This is a genomic window from Eudoraea adriatica DSM 19308 (genome assembly GCF_000382125.1).
Lineage (GTDB): Bacteria > Bacteroidota > Bacteroidia > Flavobacteriales > Flavobacteriaceae > Eudoraea > Eudoraea adriatica.
The window spans coordinates 33,346-53,295 of the sequence record NZ_KB907554.1; the positions used below are offsets into that span (position 1 = coordinate 33,346).

A 19,950-nucleotide genomic window follows, 5' to 3' on the forward strand; every position below is an offset into this window, starting at 1 on the left:
GGGTTTGCTTTTTAATACCCCAAAAATTTAAATCAGGGGAGAGGATAATTTTACCATAACAGGTAATTGATGAATTTTTCTATCTTTGAGTTAAGCATATTTATTAAATGGAATCTTACGCAACTGCACTCCTTTATGCCATTCCTTTTTTTATTTTTTTACTGGGTATAGAAATACTCTACGGCTACTTTGCTAAAAATCAAAAGTATAAGGTTCTGGATACGGTTAGTAGTATTAGTTCCGGTCTTACCAATATTTTAAAGGATTCCCTTGGTCTGGGAATCATTATTGTCAGTTATCCTTATTTATTAGAACACCTTGCATTGACAGAGATAAAAGCCACTTGGTTAGTTTGGGTTATTGCTTTTATTGTAATTGATTTTGCCGGTTACTGGAATCACCGACTTAGCCATCACATTAACTTTTTTTGGAATCAACATGTTATTCATCACAGTAGTGAGGAATTTAACCTGGCATGCGCATTGCGCCAGTCAGTTTCCAATTTAATAGGCTATTTTCCTCTTTTATTATTTCCAGCCGCTCTTCTGGGAGTACCTGCAAAAATTATTGCTATCCTGGCCCCAATTCATCTTTTTGCTCAATTTTGGTATCATACGCAGCACATAAAGAAAATGGGCTGGTTAGAATATATAATTGTTACGCCATCTCAACATAGGGTACACCATGCAATAAACCCGGAATATATTGATAAAAACCTTGGTCAGGTATTATGCATATGGGACCGTTTGTTTGGTACTTTTCAGGAAGAACTGGTAACGGTGCCACCGCAATATGGTATTTTGAAGCCTGCACGCACCTGGAATCCATTACTTATTAATTTTCAGCATATCTGGCGTTTAATTAAAGATGCGTGGCGTGCGAAGAACTATTGGGATAAGGTAAGAATTTGGTTTATGCCCACAGGTTGGAGGCCGGCTGATGTTAAAGAGAATTTTCCTTTGAGTGTCGTTGAGGATGTATATCATTTTCAACGTTATCAAACGAGCGCTTCTCGTGCTTTTAAAGGGTATGTAATTTTTCAAATGCTGGCTACTTTAATATTATTACTATTTATGTTTTATAATTATTCTGAAATTGGATTTAACGGTTTAATTACTTTCGGAGCATTTGTATTTATTGGAATATATGGCTATACCACCCTTATGGATAGAAAAAAAAGTGCGGTATGGATTGAACTATTTCGAGGAATACTTGGGCTTTTTCTCATTTCTTTTACAGGAGATTGGTTTGGTATTAATGCACTGGTTCCGGGCGGGAGTTTTTTGGTAGCATTATATTTTGTTCTTACAATAATAGGAGGTGTTTATTTTACTTACATAGAAAGAGAATCATTAACTGCCAATGCAGTTTTATAAAAATAGCTTATGGGGATACGACCTTACATACTTGCAGAATCGAACTGGGAAGCCAACAAAGTTGAAGATTTTGATATGGCAATTCTCCCCTGGGGAGCTACAGAAGCGCATAATTATCATTTGCCATATGCCACAGATAATTATGAAGCCGATTATCTGGCCGCTGCTTCGGCTAAAATTGCCTGGGAAAAGGGTGCAAAACCAATTGTTTTACCCACAGTGCCGTTTGGAGTAAATACAGGGCAATCCGATATCTATTTAGATATTAATCTTTATCCCACAACACAATTAGCCATCTTAAACGACGTAATAGAAACCTTGAGTAGGCAGGGCATAAAAAAGCTTCTGATCTTTAACAGTCATGGGGGAAATAATTTTAAGCCTTTGGTTAGAGAATTAGGATTAAAATTTCCTGATATGTTTATATGCTTCTCTAATTGGTTTCAGACTATGAACAGACCGGATTACTTTGAAAACGAAGGTGATCATGCAGAGGAAATGGAGACGAGTCTTATGTTGTATTTAAAACCTGAACTGGTGTTACCAAAAGAAAAATGGGGTAGTGGTAAATCCAAAAAATTTAAGATAAAGGCATTCAGCGAAGGATGGATATGGGCAGAACGGAAATGGTCAGAAATAAGTGAAGATACAGGTGTGGGGAATCCGGAACTTGCAACCAGAGAAAAAGGTGAGCGGTTCTTTAAAGATATTTCGTTAAAATTCGGAAATTTAATATATGATTTATGCAAAGCTGATATAAAAGATCTTTATGAATAAAAACTCCTTATTGCTTTTTAATTATCTCCTTTCGTACCAGATTAATATATAATTTCATAGCTTCTTCGCGATCAATATTCTGCGCCTGAATCAAAGCATTTGCCTTAAACGCATTTATTAATGGGGTCTTACTCCCCGGGTTATTGTAGTTTTTGTTTGCAATTTTGTAGTAAGCATATAATTTTAATAGCAAATCTGCCGGCAAAGGCTGTTTATAGTTATTGACCAGCTGTACGGCCTCTAAAAAATCGCTATTTAATTTATGATTCTTCATCCTCATGAGAAGTTGTGGCGATGCAGGTTTTGCCACCCACAACTTTCTGATTTAATTTTACTGTAATAGCGCTGTCTAAGGGCAATAATAGATCTACTCTTGACCCAAATTTAATAAAGCCGGAATCTTCGCCTTGCTGCACATTTTCTCCGATCTCCGCATAATTTATAATGCGTCTTGCCATGGCACCTGCTATTTGTTTGTAAAGAATATCCCCGAATTTAGGAGTACGAATCACAACTGTGGTGCGTTCATTTTCTTCACTTGATTTCGGATGCCAGGCAAAAAGGTATTTGCCGGGGTGATATTTGGAGTATTTAATTACCCCGCTGGAAGGGTAACGCGTTATATGCACATTGGTGGGTGACATAAATATGGAAACCTGTATGCGCCTGTCTTTAAAATATTCTTCTTCAGCTACTTCTTCTATAACAACCACCTTACCATCTACGGGAGCCAGTATATCATTAAAATTTTTATTAATAACTCTCTTCGGGTTTCTAAAAAACTGAAGAATAAAAATTAACAGTATTAAAGCCAGAATTTGAACTGCATACTTTACCCAGGGTTCAGCTATATAAAAATGAGCCAATACAACGATAACGCAAACGCTAAAAAATGTTGTAAGTATTATTTTCTGGCCTTCTCTATGAAACATATGAAAACAACATTAAAGTTAAATAAGCAAAAGGGGCAGCAAATATTAAACTGTCTAAACGATCCAGCATACCGCCATGTCCCGGTAAAATAGCACCACTATCTTTAACACCGGCCTGTCTCTTTAATTTAGATTCAACAAGGTCACCTAAACTCCCTGTTAATACTATAACTCCGGCCAATATAACCCATTGAGCCGGATTTACTATATCCTCGTATTTCGCCATTATATAGGCGGCTCCCAAAGTAAAAACCAAACCTCCCAGGGTCCCTTCAATAGTTTTTTTAGGTGAAACCTTTGGATATAATTTTGTGCGACCCAATGTTTTGCCCACTATATAGGCAAATGAATCATTGACCCAAATTAAAATAAAAATTCCCATAATCAGGTATTTCGCAAATTCATTGTCCTTATAAGGGATCATAGTTAAAAAAATACATCCCCCGCCAACATAGAAAAGACCTGCAATAAATTTTTCGTAATTATAATAGATTTTTTTCTTTTTAGAAAATAGGTAGTAAATCAAACTGAAGTTAACTATGATAGTAAGAAACATGAGCAGATTGATCAATACTTTGTCGTCTATAAGATATATATAAGCCCACCAAAGGCCCAGATATGCTATAAAAATATAATATCCCCGTAGGGATACCAGACGTTTATATTCATACAAACATGCCAGGCCAAAAACCATAAAAAGAAAATCAAACGCATCTGAACTTAGAAAAACGGCAGAAAGAAGTAATACTACATAAACAGCTCCGGTCAATAATCGCCTAAGAAGTTCTTTCATACTAAAGGTCTTCCATAAGTAATAAATACAAGTGCTTTGTGCTGCTTCCGTAGGTTAGAAAATCATTGGCATTTTCTTCAGTTCCCTGAAAATGCTTAATAGTAGTAATATTTGCTGGAATACCTTGTCTGTATTTTTTTTTGATTGTTTTTAACCCCTCGCCAATAGTTTCTACCAACTGACTGGTTGTGGCGAAAACAATAACATTATCAGGAACTTCATTGAGCTTTTTTTCTTTTAGCTGATTGGAGCAAACCAAAATAGATCCGTTTTGAGCAACCAAATGCTCACAAGTAGTGAAGAAAATTTCACTGTCGTTTGCCTTATCTGTAAACCTTAAGTTGTCTTTGGAAAATTTTTCTTTTAATCGGGGATTCATTACAAAGAAGGGCTCCTCCTCCCAATGATTTTCTTCAATTATATTTTTTAAAGCTTCAGAAACTTCATCGAAAGAATCGCAATAAATAAATTTACCGCCATTCTTTTTAAAATGAATGGTAAACTTCTCATCAACAGGAATATTTAAGTCGGGCATATGCATTCCTCTGGTTTCCACTGTTTCTTTGGAAACCTTCTTTTTACCACCGCCAAATAGCTTGTCAAATAGACCCATCGATATATTTAATCTTCAAATAATATTCGATTTATTTAAAAAAACGCTAAGAATTACTAATTATTTTCTTCGGTAGATTCTTCAGCAGTTAGCTTTTCGGTAGAAACTATTTCCTGTCCTTTCTGATCAAATTCTTTTTCAAACGGGCGACTACCAAAAATTTTAACTAAATCCTCTTTAAAGATAACTTCTTTTTCCAATAAGCGCTCAGCCAATGCTATAAGTTTATCTTTATTTTCTTTCAGAACTTCAACTGCCCGTTGGTACTGCTCTTCAATTAATTTAGAAATTTCCTGATCAATAACCTGGGCTGTTTCCTCACTATAAGGCTTGGTAAACCCATATTCATTTTGACCGGAAGAATCGTAATAGGTAAGGTTTCCAATTTCGTCATTTAACCCGTAAATTGTCACCATGGCACGGGCCTGTTTGGTTACCTTTTCCAAATCGCTTAGGGCACCGGTAGATATTTTATCAAAAATCACTTTTTCAGCAGCCCTTCCTCCCAATGTAGCGCACATTTCATCCTTCATTTGCTCAGGACGCACAATAAGTCTTTCTTCGGGCAAATACCAGGCAGATCCCAGGGACTGACCCCTTGGAACAATTGTTACTTTTACAAGTGGTGCCGCATGTTCCAGCATCCAGCTTACCGTTGCATGACCAGCCTCATGATAAGCAATAGTCTTTTTCTCTTCGATGGTAATGATTTTATTCTTTTTTTCGAGTCCACCGACTATTCTGTCCACAGCATCCAGGAAATCTTGCTTGTTTACTGCCTTTTTTTCTTTACGTGCAGCAATTAGAGCAGCCTCATTGCAGACATTGGCTATATCTGCCCCGGAAAATCCTGGTGTCTGTCTTGCAAGAAAATCAAGATCTAATGTCTCAGAAGTTTTAATGGGTCTAAGATGAACTTCAAAAATTTCCTTCCTTTCCCGAATATCAGGAAGATCCACATAAATCTGTCTGTCAAACCTACCAGCACGCATCAAGGCTTTATCCAATACATCGGCTCTGTTTGTAGCAGCTAATACAATTACATTGGTATTAGTGCCAAAACCATCCATCTCCGTCAATAATTGGTTTAAGGTATTTTCACGCTCATCGTTGGATCCTGTGAAATTGTTTTTGCCTCGTGCCCGCCCTATGGCATCAATTTCATCTATAAAAATAATTGCCGGAGATTTGTCTTTCGCCTGCTTGAAAAGATCTCTAACTCTCGAGGCCCCTACACCTACAAACATTTCAACAAAATCTGAACCGGATAAGGAGAAAAAAGGAACTTTGGCTTCGCCAGCAACGGCTTTTGCCAATAAGGTTTTACCAGTCCCCGGAGGGCCAACCAGCAAAGCTCCTTTAGGAATTTTCCCGCCCAAAGATGTATACTTATCCGGGTGCTTTAAAAATTCTACTATTTCTTCTATTTCTTCTTTGGCACCCTCCAGACCGGCGACATCTTTAAAAGAAGTCCTGGTATCTGTTTTTTCATCAAATAACTTAGCTTTTGACTTTCCGATATTGAATATCTGACCCCCGGCGCCACCTCCGGCACCTCCCGACATTCTGCGCATAAGATAAATCCATATACCAATAATCAGAACAAATGGCAGAATAGATAGCAACAGTTCCATAAAGACATTGGACTCCTTGTCAAATTCTACTATGGTGTCTAAGTTATTCTCTTTTTTGATCTCGGTTATCTCGTTTTGAAAAATTTGTAAATCCCCGTAATCCAAAACATATTGAGGAATAGAGCCTGTTGAAGGAAACAAAGGTTTTTCCGATACATCTTTGTGCACGTCCTTTGCAAGTGCTTCATCAGACAGGAAAACTTTAGCCTGATTTGTGTTTGTAATAATCAATATCTTTGTGATATCGCCATTTCTCAGGTATTCCTGTAGTTCAGAAGTAGTTGTTTTCTTTGTAGAGGCCAGATTATCGCTCCCAAAGAATTGGAAGGCAATTAGAAAAATTGCAATCAGGCCATATATCCACCAGGAACTGAATTTCGGTTTCTTTTGAGGGGTATTATTATCTTTTGCCATTGTCTTTTTTTACTGATTAAAACTACTTTCTACCAACGTGACTTTTGCGTCTCCCCAAAGCCCTTCAACATCATAAAATTCTCGTATATGCTTTTGAAATACATGAACAACGACATTTACATAGTCCAGCAATACCCATTCTGAGTTTTCAGATCCTTCAACATGCCAGGGTTTGTCTTTTATTGCCTTACTTACCGTTTTTTGGATTGAATTTACTATGGCATTAACATGGGTATTAGAAGTGCCATTACAAATTATGAAGTAGTCACAGACAGTGTTCTCTATTTCCCTTAGGTCAAGTACATTTATCTCGAGTCCTTTTACTTCTTCTATTCCTTCCAGGATCAAAGTAATCAACTCATCTGCACTCGCTTTCCTTTTCTGCATTCAATAATTTTAATTTGTACAAAGTTATTGTTTTTTTGTTTTCTTAGCTATTGTTTTTAACATAACATTGTAGATCAAAAACGAACAAGCCCACATGATTACAGTCAAACTTGATGCCACGGATTCTACAAATGCCTTCCTGAAAAACTTAATGCTTTCAGAAAAGCAGGAGGATTTTACAATAGTCACAGCAAATCAGCAACTGCAAGGACGGGGGCAAATGGGGTCTAAATGGGATTCTGAAGCAGGTAAAAACCTAACGTTTAGCGTTTTAAAGTATTTTAAAAATTACCACATTAAAGAACAATTCCTGTTAAATATAATTATTTCTTTAGCAGTTTATAATACACTTGAAAAAATATTTATACCAAATTTGTATGTAAAATGGCCTAACGACATTATGTCAGGTAATTTTAAGATATGTGGTATTTTAATAGAAAATAATTTGAAGAATAATCTAATTCAGTCTTCCATAATTGGAATTGGATTGAATGTTAATCAACTGGAATTCCGAAATTTAGATAAAGCTTCATCCTTAAAAAAAATTATGGGTAAGACTTTTGATCTTGATGAGGTGCTCACTTCTTTAGTGCTAAATCTGAAAATACTTTTTAATGAATTTGAATCCGGAAATGGTATGGCATTGCGGAGGCAATACGAAACCCTGCTTTTCAGGATGAACAAGCCTTCTACCTTCAGGGACATGAATTCCAAACTGTTCACAGGCTATATTCGCGGGGTTTCTGAAGCCGGGAAATTAGTAGTCGAAGAGGAGGATTCTATTTTTAAGGAATATGCTTTTAAAGAATTGGAGTTGTTGTATTGAATTGTGTATGCCCTGTAATTTAAAGTTAAATTCGACTCAAATTATCTGATAGGGCATTCATAAAATTAGTAATTGGCGTTTTTATCATCATGGCCATCATAGGATTAAACTCTCCTGTAAAGCTCAGGACTACGTCCGTTTCATTGTCATTTTTAGAATCTATGTCAACGGTAAGTGTAAATGGCAGTTTTTCACTGGCAGCTCCTAATACCAGTTGGTTAAAAGGCTGCTGATTATTTCTTTTGAGTACTATCTGTGGCATCCCCTTCAGGGCAAATAAGAAGGTATCGTTGTCTAAAACTTCGAATTTATCAATACTGTCTGGCATTAATTGTTCAAAATTTTTAAGATCGATAACAAATTCGTAGACGTCCTTTATGCTTTTCGGGACGGTTTTCTTTTCAGTTGCTATTTCCATTTTTTATGATTTCCATATTGAAGGATTGTTTCTCCATTCAATGAGTGTTTTTAATTGGTCTTCCTTAATATGTTTGCTCTTAGAGGCTTGCTCTATGAGATATTCATAACTACTTAGTGTATGAAGTTCTATTTCTTTAGCTTTAAAACTCTCGTCAGAGACGCTAAAACCGTAGGTGAAAATAGCCAGCATGCCTTTTACAACCGCCCCATTCTGCTTTAAGGCTTCTACGGCATTCAGGCTGCTTTTACCCGTACTTATGAGATCTTCAATAACTACAACAGACTGATTGGCAGATAACCGGCCTTCAATTTGATTTTGCCTGCCATGCGATTTGGCTTCAGGTCTGACATAAATAAAAGGCAACCCCAGATAATCAGCAACAAGCACCCCAATACCAATTGCCCCGGTAGCTACGCCTGCAATTACATCTGGCTTTCCATATAAGTCCACAAGTTGTTTTGCAATTTGTTCCCTGATATAATTTCTGATGTCAGGAAAAGATAGAATTATCCTGTTGTCGCAATAAATTGGAGATTTCCAGCCGGAGGCCCATGTAAAAGGATTTTCTGGTTTCAACTTTATTGCATTAATTTGCAGTAGGAGCTCGGCCGTTTTTGCCGCAGTGTTCTTATCTAAAACCATTTCACAAATGTATAAAGTTTTTGTTAAAGATGCCCCTTTGATTTTAACAAACAGACTCTCCGATACCGTGAATGGTGAGTATTTTATGCTGAATGGCCAAGCTATCAATAGTGCAATAGATGCTCTGGCAAAAAAAAAGATGGAGAGGGCATTTATTTACCACCCCAACCATGAGGAAATTTTAAAAAAGTTTACAAAAAAAATCCCTTTAGAAATTGCTGGTGGAGGCGTGGTGACAAACAAACAGGGTAAAGTGCTATTTATATATAGAAACGATAAATGGGACCTGCCTAAAGGAAAAATAGAAAAAGGCGAATCCATTGAGGAGTGTGCACTCAGAGAAGTTGAGGAAGAAACCGGGGTAAAAGGGTTGAAGATTGAAAACTTTCTCCGTACCACGTACCACATTTTTAAAAGAAACGGAACCTACAAGCTCAAGGAAGTGCATTGGTATGCTATGAAAACCAATTACAAGGGAAAGCTGGTAGGTCAAAAAAGCGAGGGGATAGAAAAAGTAAAATGGAAAGGTCCTCAAAAAATTCATAAGGCCCTGGAAAATTCTTATACTAATATAAGATCACTATTTGCAGATTAGTTTTGTTTTACACCTTAATGCGTATCCTTCGGTATGCGATAGACCGGATACAGCAAATGGGCAGCTTCGTAATATTTTGATTTTATATAAATCCAATGCAATTGGTCATATGCATTTTGGCTAAAGGCCTCATCCGTATCCTTCTTAAATTGAAAGCTCTCATGAAGTTTGGGATTATTTTCCAATATTTTCAGAGCAAGATCCTCGAATACATATGGAGAGAAATTTTCTTTTTGCTGCAAAATAGGATCAAAAAAATTCCAGTTGAAAAAAGAATCTACAGCGGCAGGCTCCAGCGCTTCAATTATGTATCTGATCCCTGACTGATCTGTAGGAATTATATAATCGCCTGCATATAAATTCACTTGTTTCTTTGAGCACGAAACCATTGTGTTATAGTGGGGGTAATGTCCTTCATAGGCGTAACCCCTTGTTTTGTAATCTTTTATTTTATAGACTTCTGCCATTAGTGCTGTGTCTTCTTTTACAATAGAATATGAAATTTTATTTAAATCCATAAGATCTATAACTTTATTCCATGCCTTACCTACTATATATGCCTCGGGAATTGTCACGGAATCTTTAGGCATAAAAGTGTCGTAGTAGGTAACTTTTTTATTATATGGTTTGCTGCGGTCATATTTTAATCTTGGCAAGCCGGTAACCTTGCTTTCAATGGTGTCTGCTTCGTAGCCTTTGAAATTGAGCGTTGTAGTGCGCGTTGAATCTATTTCCCAGGACAAGGGGTAATGGCTCCAATTCTTTCGATTGTTCCCTAAATCATCTCGTAATTCTTTTATTTTTTTACTTTGAGTTTCTGCAACTAACATAACCCTGTTTAAAAAAGCATAGGTTCCTTTTACTCTTTGCTCATAGGGTTTAAGCATATGTGTTTCCAACATCATCCCCAGGGTACCCCATAGGGTTGTGTAACCCGTAGAATATCTCGGATGGTCCATAAACTGAGAGAATCCGTTTTCAGGCACTTCATTATACACGTTTACAAATGGCGTTATATCCCAGCCATCTTCTGAGAGCGATGCTTCTATGGCTGGTTTAAATTCATGCTGCAAATAGGCCCCTATTTTATCTCCCAACTTGTTATGCTGGGTAAAAAGATGGGTAAGGGAGTATTGATAGTCGGCGCCATTGCTGACATGCGTATCAATAAAAATATCAGGCTTAATCAAATGAAAGATTTCAACAAAGGTCCGGGTATTCTTTGTGTCATTTTTAATAAAATCTCTATTCAGATCATAGTTTTTGGAATTCCCGCGAAACCCATATTCTTCAGGCCCATTCTGATTTACCCTTGATGTAGAATTGCGATTCAAAGCACCTCCTATATTGAAGATAGGTATGGATACAACAACAACATTCTTTGGTGCAGGAAGTTTTCCTAGCCCGAGGTCTCTAAATAAAAGCATGCTGGCGTCCACACCGTCACTTTCGCCGGGATGAATACCATTATTAATTAATATAATAGTCTTTTTTTGTCCTATTTTGTTAAAGTTGAAGTCGGCTTCAGGATTGTAGGTAACCACATGGAGAGGATGCCCACTATCTGTTTCACCAATGGTCTGTATATTAATTTCCGGAAATTCTCTGGCTAAGGCAATATAAAAATCAAGGGCCTCGGTGTACGTAGCTGTTTTTCTGCCTTCAGCGGATTCAAAGGGGGTAATAAATTCAGTTTTTCTGTCTTCTTGTTTATTTTCGCAAGAAATAAGAGCTGCACATAAAATGAAAACTAAGAGCCGTTTCATGAAGTTTGCAAAATAAATTCTGATAAATCCCTTATCAAAATTAAACAAAATTCCGGCTTATAATTTATGCTGCCCTGGTAATCTCCTCAATTTCCTTTTTTTGTATTGGTTTATTTTTATAATCTATTATGTGGTGTGTCCTTGTCATATAGTATCTCCAGTTTTCCTTGTCAGCCGGGTCTATGGACGAAGTTAAAATGTTGATTCTTATTTTATGGGTAATTGGCAGTTTTATAAATTCCTCCAGAAATTGCCAACCATCCATTATAGGCATATTTATATCTAAAAATATGACCTCTGGTATCACTCCCTTATTATTCATAATGCTTTTAAAATCATCAATGGCCTCTTTTCCATTCACATAACTTCTAATATTTTCACTTACACCTAAAGTATTGAGCATTCTTTTAACACCAAATACCGTTATGGGATCATCATCTATTATGGCTATGGATTTAAGTTTTGTCATTAAAATATATGTTAAACGTAGTTCCCTTATTCACTTCACTGCAAGCCATAACCTTTCCATTCATGGCTTCTATTTGATTTTTGGTAATATATAAGCCAATGCCCCGTGCATCTGAATTATCATGGAATGTTTTGTACATTCCAAATAATTTTTCACCATATTTATTCAAATCAATACCCAGTCCGTTATCTTCAATACTTAAAATAGTATATTTTTCATTTTTGGATACAGTTAATTTTATGATCGGATTACGGTTGTCGTCCTTATACTTTACAGCATTGGTAATAAAGTTCATAAGTATGCTGTCTATATATGCCGGTATTACTTTAATATAAGTTTCATCGGGTATTTTATTTATAATTTTAGCCTTATTCTTCTTAAGAAATGCCGCTAAATTTTTCTCAGCAGCAGCAACCTTTTCGTTTAAATTAACTGGTTTTTTGTCCAGATTCAGATTAGTACTTATGGCAACTACTTCGTTTAAGTTGTCCAGGGTCTCCAAAAGGTTATCGGAGGCTTCGGTAAGCATTTTTATCAGATTCGCCTGTTCGTTCGCATCTTTTTCATCAACCAGAAATTCCAACAACATGGAAAAATTTGCTGTGTGGGACCTTAAATTGTGAGATACGATATGTGCAAAATTGATTAATTGTTTGTTTTGAATTGAAGTAACGTTTATAAGGTCTCTGAGTTCCTGTTCCTGCTGTTTCAGATCAGAGATATCCATGCTAATGCCGATCAGGCCGCTGGCCTTGCCATCAGGGCCAATAAGCGGGATTTTAGAAGTCATAAATCTGATTAAACTCCCGTCTTTCTTTACGCTTATCGTTTCTTTTCCCAAGATTGGTTTTAAACTATTCATTACGCTTAGGTCTTCCTCCCTTGAAATTAATGCGGATTTTTCATCATAAAAATCAAAATCATTCTTACCTAAAACCTCGGCTTCTTCCTTAAAACCACAATAAATTATTTCTGATTTATTAACCAATACCTTCCGGGATTCCAAATCTTTTATATAGACATTCAGCGGTAGGTTGTCTATAAGTGTTTTTAATAGTTTTTGTTCGCCCCTGATTTGTTTTTCTTTTTTCTTTACTTCCGAAATGTCCTGCGCTGTGGACCAAAGCAGCTTTCTGCCTTTTTTGTTACCCACCAAGGACCCACTAATCAAAACAGGATAAGTTGTTCCGTCCTTTCTGCTAAACAGATGTTGAAAAGGACCATAAGTCCCTTTTAAATCTACTTCCTTTAAAAAATTAATTAATTTATGCTTTGAAGAATCCGGCACAAGATCGGGGTACCTTAAATGTTCCATATCTCCTTTGCCATATGCCGTGGCCTTTTCAAAGGAACTGTTAAAATCCAGGATTTCACCGGTTTCAAAATCACTAAGTATATAGGCAATTGGAGATAGCTCATATAAGGATCTAAATTTCTGCTCACTTATTTTCAGCTTCTGTCGAGCCTCAACCATTTCTTTTATCATACGCCCCTCGGCCAAAAGAGATACTACTTTACCATTTTCGTTGTGTATAGGTTTTAAACTGAAATCTACCGGAATGGGCTGTTTATTTTTATCCAGAACCACTATCTCACTTCGCATAAATTCTCCCCGTGCTGCGGCTGCAATAACTTGTTTCAACCCTTCCTTTACCATGTCGGGGATTGGCCACCAGTAGGCATCCCAAAACTTCCTTTTAACGATGGCCTCCTGCTTAAGGCCGGAAAATTGTAAAGCTGTTTCGTTTATTTCAAGAAATGTGCCTTCTGTATCCAAAATGCCCGTAAACTGGTAAGAGGAATTAAATATGCTGCTGAAAATACGTTCTTGTTCTTCTGTTTTAGCCTTGTTCATTACTTCATCGGTAATGTCCTGGAAGGTCCCGATCATACCCAAAAACTTATCATTTTTAAATACCGGTTTTCCCGTGGCGATAACAGATATTTCCTTTCCTTTAGCTGTTATTAATTGTAAGGTTTCATTCCAGGTTACTCCTTTTGTCATGGCATTGTCGACGGCCATGGCTATCGTGTTCCGGCTGTACCCTTCTTTATAAAAAGAAATACCGCTTTCCATATCCGGTTCAAAACCCTCAGCTACTTCATGCAGTTTTTTGGTGATTTTACACCAGGTTAATCTATCCTTTATCGCATCGTACTCCCAACTTCCAATTTTGGATATTTTAGACTTATCCTTTAGTAAAACTTCAAGCTTTTCTAACTTAATGTCGTCAAAAATAGTATCCGTAATATCCTTTGATTGAATAATTACCCCGATAATGTTTTCCCGCTCATCATACCAGGGGACATTTACCCACTCAAACCACTTTTCATTATTTTGGGAATCATAAAAATTTTCTACACCCGAAAGCATAGCTTTACCTTTTATTATGCTATTTAGATCCTTTTTCCAGGATTTGCTGATGTCCTCAAAGAGTTCAAATAGCGACATACCAATGACATCCCTGTTGCTAAAATCAAAATCCGTAACCCACTTATCGGAAGCATGGATTATTTTAAATTTAGTATTGACAAATGCCATTGGAACAGGCAATTGTTTTATTAAGTAGTTATTAGAAGACGTTTGAGTTTCGGGCAACATACTACCGTAATTTCCTACTAAAGTAATCCGATTATCCATCATTGGTCAATGATTGTTGTGAACTGCACCAAACTAGTTGTGTGACTTCAATTTTACATGGAGTACCCGATAAAATAACTTAAAAAGTCAGTAAAATCCTACTAAAATAGAATATTTTATGAAATAAATGGAATTAAATTACAAAGAGAAAAGCTCTGAAGGAACAATAAATAATAGCTTTATCGACAAATTTCAGGATAATTTAACAGTTTTTGGTACCAAAACGCTATAATCCCCACCATTTCTAATTACATCTCTTACAATGGACGAACTGATATAGGATTTACCGGAAGCCGTCAGGAGAAAGACGGTTTCAATTTCTGAAAGCTTTCTGTTGGTATGTGCAATAGCTTTTTCAAATTCAAAATCTGCGGGATTCCGCAAACCACGAAGGATGTATCCGGCATTAACCTTCTTGCAGAAATCTATGGTCAGGCCTTCATAAGTCATAATCCTGATTTTGGGTTCATCTTTGAAGGCTTCTGAAATAAATTTCATCCTTTCTTCAAGCGAGAACATATATTTTTTTTCGGCATTTATGCCTATAGCAATTATTAATTCATCAAACAGAATTATTCCCCTTTCAATAATATCGGAATGGCCCAATGTAATTGGGTCAAAAGAACCGGGAAAAATAGCACGCTTCATTAGGATTCTTGGTTTAACAGTTAAATGTAATCAATTTACTCCAATGCTTCGGTAATAGCGTTTTCAAAAAGTTCCGGTAAACCTATACCTGCTTTCCGTGCCTGTTGGGGTAAGATACTCTCTTCTGTTAAGCCCGGGGTAGTATTCATCTCCAGCATATAAGGCTCATTGCCTATCAAAATAAATTCGCTTCTTGAAAATCCTTTCATTTTTAAAATGTCATAAACCTTCTTTGCCTGTCGCATTGTGTTTTCTTCCTGAGATCTGGTTAAACGGGCCGGGGTTATTTCCTTTGATTTTCCTTCATATTTGGCTTCATAATCAAAAAAATCATTATCTGTTATTATTTCTGTTATAGGCAAGACAAGGGTTTTTCCTTTAAAGGTTATAACTCCGACCGAAACTTCCGTGCCGTCAAGAAAAGACTCAATAATAATTTCATCATCCTCATGAAATGCCTTATCAATTGCCGCTTGTAGTTCTTTTTTCTTATAAACTTTGGAGATTCCAAAACTGCTCCCTGCTTTATTTGCTTTGACAAAGCAAGGAAGCCCCACTTTCTCCAGAATAGCGTCATGATCCATAGTATCTCCCAAATTCAGGTAATACGAATTGGCTGCTTTAATACCGTAAGGATTAAGGGTACTTAATAAATCTCTTTTATTAAATGTCAGCGCCGCCTGATAATGATTGCATGAAGTGTGCGGAATTCCTAAAAGAGCAAAGTAAGCCTGCATTAATCCATCTTCTCCCGGGGAACCATGAATTGCATTAAACACGCAATCGAACCTAAGAAGCCGATTTCCAATCGTTACAGAAAAATCATGCCTGTTTACTGGTAGTTCATTTTCTTCTTCATCCAGGTAAACCCATTTTTCTTTGGAAATAATAATTCGATAGGCATTAAATTTCTGCTTATCTAAATATTTAAAGACTACATTGCCGCTTTTTATTGAGATTTTGTACTCGCTGGAATAGCCACCCATAATGATGGCAATATTTTTTTTCATCTTATGTTATCTATGCAAGCTCTTGACCTATGACAACAAATATCACGATTTTAACGTAAATAAAAAATGATAGGGTTTCCTATCTTTGTATCAGACATAAAAAAATGCAATGAAGAATTTTTGGAATTTTCTTAGAAGTAAAGTTTTTCTGATAAATATAGGACTTGCTCTTCTGGCAATAGTAGTTTTATCTGTTATTGCCCTGCAGTGGTTGAAAAGGTCTACGAACCATGGAGAATTTATTGAGGTCCCTGATCTTTCAAAGTTATCCGTAATGGAAATGAGGGGCGTTATCGAGGATGCGAATTTACGTTATGAGGTATTGGATTCTGCTAATTTTAACCCTGATTATCCCAGGTTTTCCATTATTGAACAGGATCCGCCTGCCGGAAACAAAGTAAAGGAAAATAGAAAAATATATATTACCGTTAATCCTTCCGGTTATAAAAAAGTAACGGTACCAAATATTATTCAGGTTACACAGCGCAATGCTGAATCTATGCTTCGGGCAGTAGGATTGGATGTTGAGCGCATTACCTATATTGATGAGTTGGGGAAGGATATGGTATATTATATCAGATATAAGGGAAAAACTATCAATCCCGGTGATAAAATTCAGAAGACTTCAAAAATTGAGCTGGTCTGCGGAAACGGAACTATTACGGGCCAGGCCAAAGTTAAAGCCGATTCGGAATAAGAAATGGCACTTAACAACACTTCAGATCCTGAAGAGGATGAGCTTTACGAGCATTATAGTTTTGTTGCTTCCAAAGGGCAGGACCCTTTGCGTGTAGATAAGTTTCTAATGAACTTTATAGAAAATGCAACCCGGAATAAAATTCAAACTGCCGCAAAGGAAGGACATATATGGGTTAACAAATGCGTTGTAAAACAAAACTACAAAGTTAAGGCGGGGGATGAAGTTAAAGTGCTTTTTGAACACCCCCCTTATGAGTTTTTATTGACTCCTGAAGACATACATTTGGATATAGTCTATGAAGACGAAAGCCTGCTCGTGGTTAACAAACCTGCGGGCATGGTAGTGCATCCCGGACATGGCAATTATTCCGGCACTTTGATAAATGCATTGCTATATCATATTAAAAATTTACCCGTAAATTCTGATGAAAGACCGGGTCTTGTTCATCGTATTGATAAAGATACTTCGGGACTGCTGGTCATTGCCAAGACTGAGCAGGCTATGACGCATCTGGCCAAGCAGTTTTTTGATAAAACCAGCGAGAGGGAGTATATAGCATTGGTTTGGGGGAATATAGAAGAAGATGAAGGTACTGTTGAAGGACATATTGACCGCAACCCGAAAAATCGACTTCAAATGCAGGTTTTCCCTGAAGGGGATAAAGGGAAAGAAGCCATTACTCATTATAAGGTTTTGGAACGTTTGGGATATGTTACTCTTGTTTCCTGCAAGCTGGAGACCGGAAGGACGCACCAGATCAGGGTACATATGAAGCATATTGGCCACACTATTTTTAATGATGAACGCTATGGAGGTAATAAAATATTGAAAGGGACTACATTTACTAAATACAAACAATTTGTAGAAAATGCTTTTAAAATACTGCCCAGACAGGCATTACATGCTAAAACCCTGGGGTTTATACATCCGGTAAGTGGTAAAATGATGCGTTTTGATAGTGAGTTGCCGGATGATATGGCAAATTGCGTTGAGAAGTGGAGGCATTATTCACGACATTCCCAGTAGCAATAAATTTCGTCGATAGGAGTATTGAAAAGTCTTTTCACTCTTAGTAAGGAATTCACAAAAATCCTCTTTACTTTTATCTTTAAATTATTGAATTATGAAGATTGTGCTTTCTCCGGCTAAGTCGCTGGATTTTGAACGTCCTATTCCCACAGTAAACTATACACAGCCGGAATTTTTGGACCAGTCAGAAAAACTAAACAGGATATTGGCAAAGAAAAGCCCCAGGTCCCTGACTCGATTAATGGGCATTTCAAATGACCTGGCTGAACTAAACTGGGAACGCAATCAAAAATTTTCACGGCCATTTACTCCGGATAATGCCCGCCCGGCTATTTATGCTTTTAATGGGGATGTTTATCAGGGGTTAGACGCATACAGCATTTCTGAAGACAAATTGGACAAGTTGCAGGATACACTTCGAATCCTTTCAGGTTTCTATGGTATTTTAAGGCCATTAGATCTAATACAGCCCTATCGATTAGAGATGGGGACACAATTAAAAATTGGACGGAAAAAAAATCTGTACGAGCTTTGGAAACCTCTTATAACCGATTTTTTAAACCAGGAACTCGAAGTTGGAGAACTTTTTATTAATCTAGCCAGTAACGAGTATTTTAGTGCTGTGGACACAAAAAAATTAAAAGCAACTATAATTACACCGGTATTTAAGGATTGGAAAAACGACAAGCTCAAAGTAATTAGTTTCTTCGCAAAAAAAGCCCGCGGTTCAATGGTGCGCTATATTCTGGATACGGATGCAAGAACCCTTGAAGACATTAAAGGATTTAACCTGGATGACTATATCTATAGCAAGGAGCATACGTTAAAAGAAAATCAGCCTGTTTTTATTAGATAGAATAATTTTCTGAAGCAACCGTTTATATTATGAAGTTCCATTTATAAACAACTTGCAATGAAAAATATTGGTATTGTTTTACTTGCCTTTTTAGTCTTTACATTTAGCTGTACAGACAGGGATGATGATGTAGATACCATCAATATCCGTATCAAGAATGATAGTAGTATAAATTTTGACGAGGTACAAGTAAGTACTAACGAAGAATTGTATACAAATGTGGCGCCAGGTGAATATTCCAATTATCTGGTCTATGAGATCGCTTATCAATATGATTTTGTTGAAATAAAATCAGGAGAGGAAACCTATGTATTTCAACCTATAGATTTTGTTGGAGAAATGGAACTTCCCATTGGTTTTTACACCTATAAACTCAGTGTAAATGAGGAGGGCGAAGTAGGGCTTGAATTCATTGTTGACTAGGTTTTACCTTTCGTCTTTTTTTTCTTTACAACAACGACTTTCGCTTTTGCCTTTTTAGGTCTGCGGGCACCGTATGATTTATTGGCAATCTTACCTCTTTTAGTTTTTATATCTCCTTTGCCCATTAGTACTATATATTTCTTTCAATTTACGAAATTTGGCATTAAAAAACAATCTGCACATTTACATGTGCGCAAAATACTATCTTTATAAAGTAGTTAGATTTAAGAGATTACACCCATAATTAGCATTCAATTTGTTCTTGCATACCCACCCTTATAAGCCTTATATATTTCACGATACCACTAAACTCATTGTAGGAACACTACCCCCACCCAGATTCTCTACAGGTGATTTGAAAGATGGAGATGTTGATTTTTGTTATGGCAGCAGGGACGGCCAGTTGTGGAAAATTTTAGATCAGATTTTTGAATTGAATTTAAAATTCGAAACGACGGGGGAAGCTGTAAAACAGCGAATGAATTTTCTTAAAGAGCAAAAATTGGGGATTTGCGATATAGTCGAAAGTGCAGAGCGTTTAAAAGTGGACGCATCCGATTTGGGCATGAATAATGTCACCCTAAGAAACCTTATTTCTTACCTCGATGAATACAAGAAGGTAGAATGGTTAATTTTTACCGGAGGAAATAGTAAAAATGGACCGGAATATTTTTTTAGAAAACATATTAAAGAACATGGTTTGAAGTTAAAGCCTATTTCTGAACAAATTCCCCGAGTGCATGAGTTTACCCTTAGCGGGAACTTAAAAAGAACTATCAGAACCGTTTCTCTTACCGCTCCTTCGGGTTCTGCAAACAGGGCTATCGGTAGTTTTGATACTTATAAAAAGATAAAAGCGTTGAATCCGGGATATACAACTTTACAGTTCAGAGTAGATCAATACCTTTCTTTTTTCAAGGACTAAAACCCTGCAGTTCACTATAGTCACCTAATGCGGCCAGCATAAAATTCACTTTTAAACTGCTTCGTTTTCCAGT

Annotated in this window: 23 protein-coding genes; 9 read left to right on the top strand and 14 right to left on the bottom strand. The window is 36.7% G+C overall.

Annotation, left to right across the window (positions count from 1 at the left end; genetic code table 11):
* The first annotated feature begins 107 nt into the window (after window positions 1-107).
* On the top strand, window positions 108-1,376 hold the full coding sequence (locus tag G504_RS0116710) for a sterol desaturase family protein (RefSeq protein ID WP_019671347.1): 1,269 nt from the start codon (window positions 108-110) through the stop codon (window positions 1,374-1,376).
* A gap of 9 nt (window positions 1,377-1,385) precedes the next feature.
* Window positions 1,386-2,153: a creatininase family protein gene (locus tag G504_RS0116715; protein ID WP_019671348.1), complete on the top strand. Its 768-nt coding sequence runs from the start codon at window positions 1,386-1,388 to the stop codon at window positions 2,151-2,153.
* 7 nt (window positions 2,154-2,160) lie between these two features.
* Here G504_RS0116715 and G504_RS0116720 read toward each other — a convergent pair whose 3' ends face one another.
* From G504_RS0116720 to rsfS, 6 genes are read right to left on the bottom strand one after another with little or no spacing between them, the layout of a single operon-like run.
* Window positions 2,161-2,427, bottom strand: coding sequence for an acyl-CoA-binding protein (locus G504_RS0116720; RefSeq protein WP_019671349.1), 267 nt, complete (start codon window positions 2,425-2,427; stop codon window positions 2,161-2,163).
* Window positions 2,414-3,085 carry a phosphatidylserine decarboxylase family protein gene (locus G504_RS0116725; protein ID WP_019671350.1) on the bottom strand — a complete coding sequence of 224 codons (672 nt, stop codon included), beginning with the start codon at window positions 3,083-3,085 and terminating at the stop codon, window positions 2,414-2,416. The genes G504_RS0116720 and G504_RS0116725 overlap by 14 nt, the downstream gene beginning before the upstream one ends.
* Window positions 3,075-3,878, bottom strand: coding sequence for a phosphatidate cytidylyltransferase (locus G504_RS0116730; protein WP_019671351.1), 804 nt, complete (start codon window positions 3,876-3,878; stop codon window positions 3,075-3,077). The genes G504_RS0116725 and G504_RS0116730 overlap by 11 nt, the downstream gene beginning before the upstream one ends.
* A gap of 1 nt (window position 3,879) precedes the next feature.
* Window positions 3,880-4,491, bottom strand: a complete 612-nt coding sequence (locus tag G504_RS0116735; RefSeq protein WP_019671352.1) for an LUD domain-containing protein — start codon at window positions 4,489-4,491, stop codon at window positions 3,880-3,882.
* Between the two features lie 56 nt (window positions 4,492-4,547).
* Entirely contained in the window at window positions 4,548-6,539 is a 1,992-nt protein-coding gene (ftsH, locus tag G504_RS0116740) for an ATP-dependent zinc metalloprotease FtsH (RefSeq protein WP_019671353.1), read from the bottom strand.
* 9 nt (window positions 6,540-6,548) lie between these two features.
* The gene (gene rsfS / locus G504_RS0116745; RefSeq protein WP_019671354.1) at window positions 6,549-6,926 is read right to left on the bottom strand and encodes a ribosome silencing factor; all 378 of its coding nucleotides are present in this window, start codon (window positions 6,924-6,926) and stop codon (window positions 6,549-6,551) included.
* Between the two features lie 94 nt (window positions 6,927-7,020).
* Here rsfS and G504_RS0116750 point away from each other — a divergent pair, with 94 nt between their 5' ends.
* The gene (locus tag G504_RS0116750) at window positions 7,021-7,752 is read left to right on the top strand and encodes a biotin--[acetyl-CoA-carboxylase] ligase (RefSeq protein WP_019671355.1); all 732 of its coding nucleotides are present in this window, start codon (window positions 7,021-7,023) and stop codon (window positions 7,750-7,752) included.
* Window positions 7,753-7,777: 25 nt separating this feature from the next.
* Here G504_RS0116750 and G504_RS0116755 read toward each other — a convergent pair whose 3' ends face one another.
* A complete protein-coding gene (locus tag G504_RS0116755) occupies window positions 7,778-8,170 on the bottom strand; it encodes a hypothetical protein (RefSeq protein WP_019671356.1) in 393 nt (130 codons plus the stop codon).
* A gap of 3 nt (window positions 8,171-8,173) precedes the next feature.
* Window positions 8,174-8,815 carry an orotate phosphoribosyltransferase gene (gene pyrE / locus G504_RS0116760; protein WP_019671357.1) on the bottom strand — a complete coding sequence of 214 codons (642 nt, stop codon included), beginning with the start codon at window positions 8,813-8,815 and terminating at the stop codon, window positions 8,174-8,176.
* 7 nt (window positions 8,816-8,822) lie between these two features.
* Between pyrE and G504_RS0116765 the strand changes: the two genes are divergently transcribed.
* Window positions 8,823-9,410 carry an NUDIX hydrolase gene (locus tag G504_RS0116765; RefSeq protein WP_019671358.1) on the top strand — a complete coding sequence of 196 codons (588 nt, stop codon included), beginning with the start codon at window positions 8,823-8,825 and terminating at the stop codon, window positions 9,408-9,410.
* 14 nt (window positions 9,411-9,424) lie between these two features.
* Here the strand turns inward: G504_RS0116765 and G504_RS0116770 are convergent, their stop codons facing one another.
* The 5 genes from G504_RS0116770 to G504_RS0116790 all read right to left on the bottom strand — a co-directional run bounded on the left by G504_RS0116770 (window position 9,425) and on the right by G504_RS0116790 (window position 15,944).
* Window positions 9,425-11,176: a M14 family metallopeptidase gene (locus G504_RS0116770; protein WP_019671359.1), complete on the bottom strand. Its 1,752-nt coding sequence runs from the start codon at window positions 11,174-11,176 to the stop codon at window positions 9,425-9,427.
* 64 nt (window positions 11,177-11,240) lie between these two features.
* Window positions 11,241-11,645 (bottom strand): response regulator, encoded by a 405-nt coding sequence (locus G504_RS0116775; RefSeq protein WP_019671360.1) that lies wholly within the window; start codon window positions 11,643-11,645, stop codon window positions 11,241-11,243.
* The gene (locus G504_RS0116780; RefSeq protein ID WP_240473060.1) at window positions 11,632-14,289 is read right to left on the bottom strand and encodes a PAS domain S-box protein; all 2,658 of its coding nucleotides are present in this window, start codon (window positions 14,287-14,289) and stop codon (window positions 11,632-11,634) included. Before G504_RS0116780 ends, G504_RS0116775 begins: the two co-directional genes overlap by 14 nt.
* 189 nt (window positions 14,290-14,478) lie before the next feature.
* Window positions 14,479-14,934, bottom strand: coding sequence for a pantetheine-phosphate adenylyltransferase (gene coaD / locus G504_RS0116785; RefSeq protein WP_019671362.1), 456 nt, complete (start codon window positions 14,932-14,934; stop codon window positions 14,479-14,481).
* Between the two features lie 35 nt (window positions 14,935-14,969).
* Window positions 14,970-15,944 carry a D-alanine--D-alanine ligase gene (locus G504_RS0116790; RefSeq protein ID WP_019671363.1) on the bottom strand — a complete coding sequence of 325 codons (975 nt, stop codon included), beginning with the start codon at window positions 15,942-15,944 and terminating at the stop codon, window positions 14,970-14,972.
* Between the two features lie 109 nt (window positions 15,945-16,053).
* On the opposite strand from G504_RS0116790, the gene G504_RS0116795 reads away from it, so the two are divergent.
* The 4 genes from G504_RS0116795 (at window position 16,054) to G504_RS0116810 (ending at window position 18,952) form a co-directional block, all read left to right on the top strand.
* The gene (locus G504_RS0116795; protein ID WP_019671364.1) at window positions 16,054-16,641 is read left to right on the top strand and encodes a PASTA domain-containing protein; all 588 of its coding nucleotides are present in this window, start codon (window positions 16,054-16,056) and stop codon (window positions 16,639-16,641) included.
* 3 nt (window positions 16,642-16,644) lie between these two features.
* Complete coding sequence (locus tag G504_RS0116800; protein ID WP_019671365.1) at window positions 16,645-17,670, top strand: RluA family pseudouridine synthase; 1,026 nt, start codon at window positions 16,645-16,647, stop codon at window positions 17,668-17,670.
* Window positions 17,671-17,767: 97 nt separating this feature from the next.
* Window positions 17,768-18,529 carry a peroxide stress protein YaaA gene (gene yaaA, locus G504_RS0116805; protein WP_019671366.1) on the top strand — a complete coding sequence of 254 codons (762 nt, stop codon included), beginning with the start codon at window positions 17,768-17,770 and terminating at the stop codon, window positions 18,527-18,529.
* Between the two features lie 57 nt (window positions 18,530-18,586).
* Entirely contained in the window at window positions 18,587-18,952 is a 366-nt protein-coding gene (locus G504_RS0116810) for a hypothetical protein (RefSeq protein ID WP_019671367.1), read from the top strand.
* Here the strand turns inward: G504_RS0116810 and G504_RS19555 are convergent.
* Window positions 18,949-19,077 (bottom strand): 30S ribosomal protein THX, encoded by a 129-nt coding sequence (locus G504_RS19555; RefSeq protein WP_019671368.1) that lies wholly within the window; start codon window positions 19,075-19,077, stop codon window positions 18,949-18,951. The genes G504_RS0116810 and G504_RS19555 overlap by 4 nt on opposite strands.
* A gap of 131 nt (window positions 19,078-19,208) precedes the next feature.
* Between G504_RS19555 and G504_RS0116820 the strand changes: the two genes are divergently transcribed.
* A complete protein-coding gene (locus G504_RS0116820) occupies window positions 19,209-19,877 on the top strand; it encodes a uracil-DNA glycosylase family protein (protein WP_026348654.1) in 669 nt (222 codons plus the stop codon).
* Window positions 19,878-19,950 lie beyond the last annotated feature (73 nt).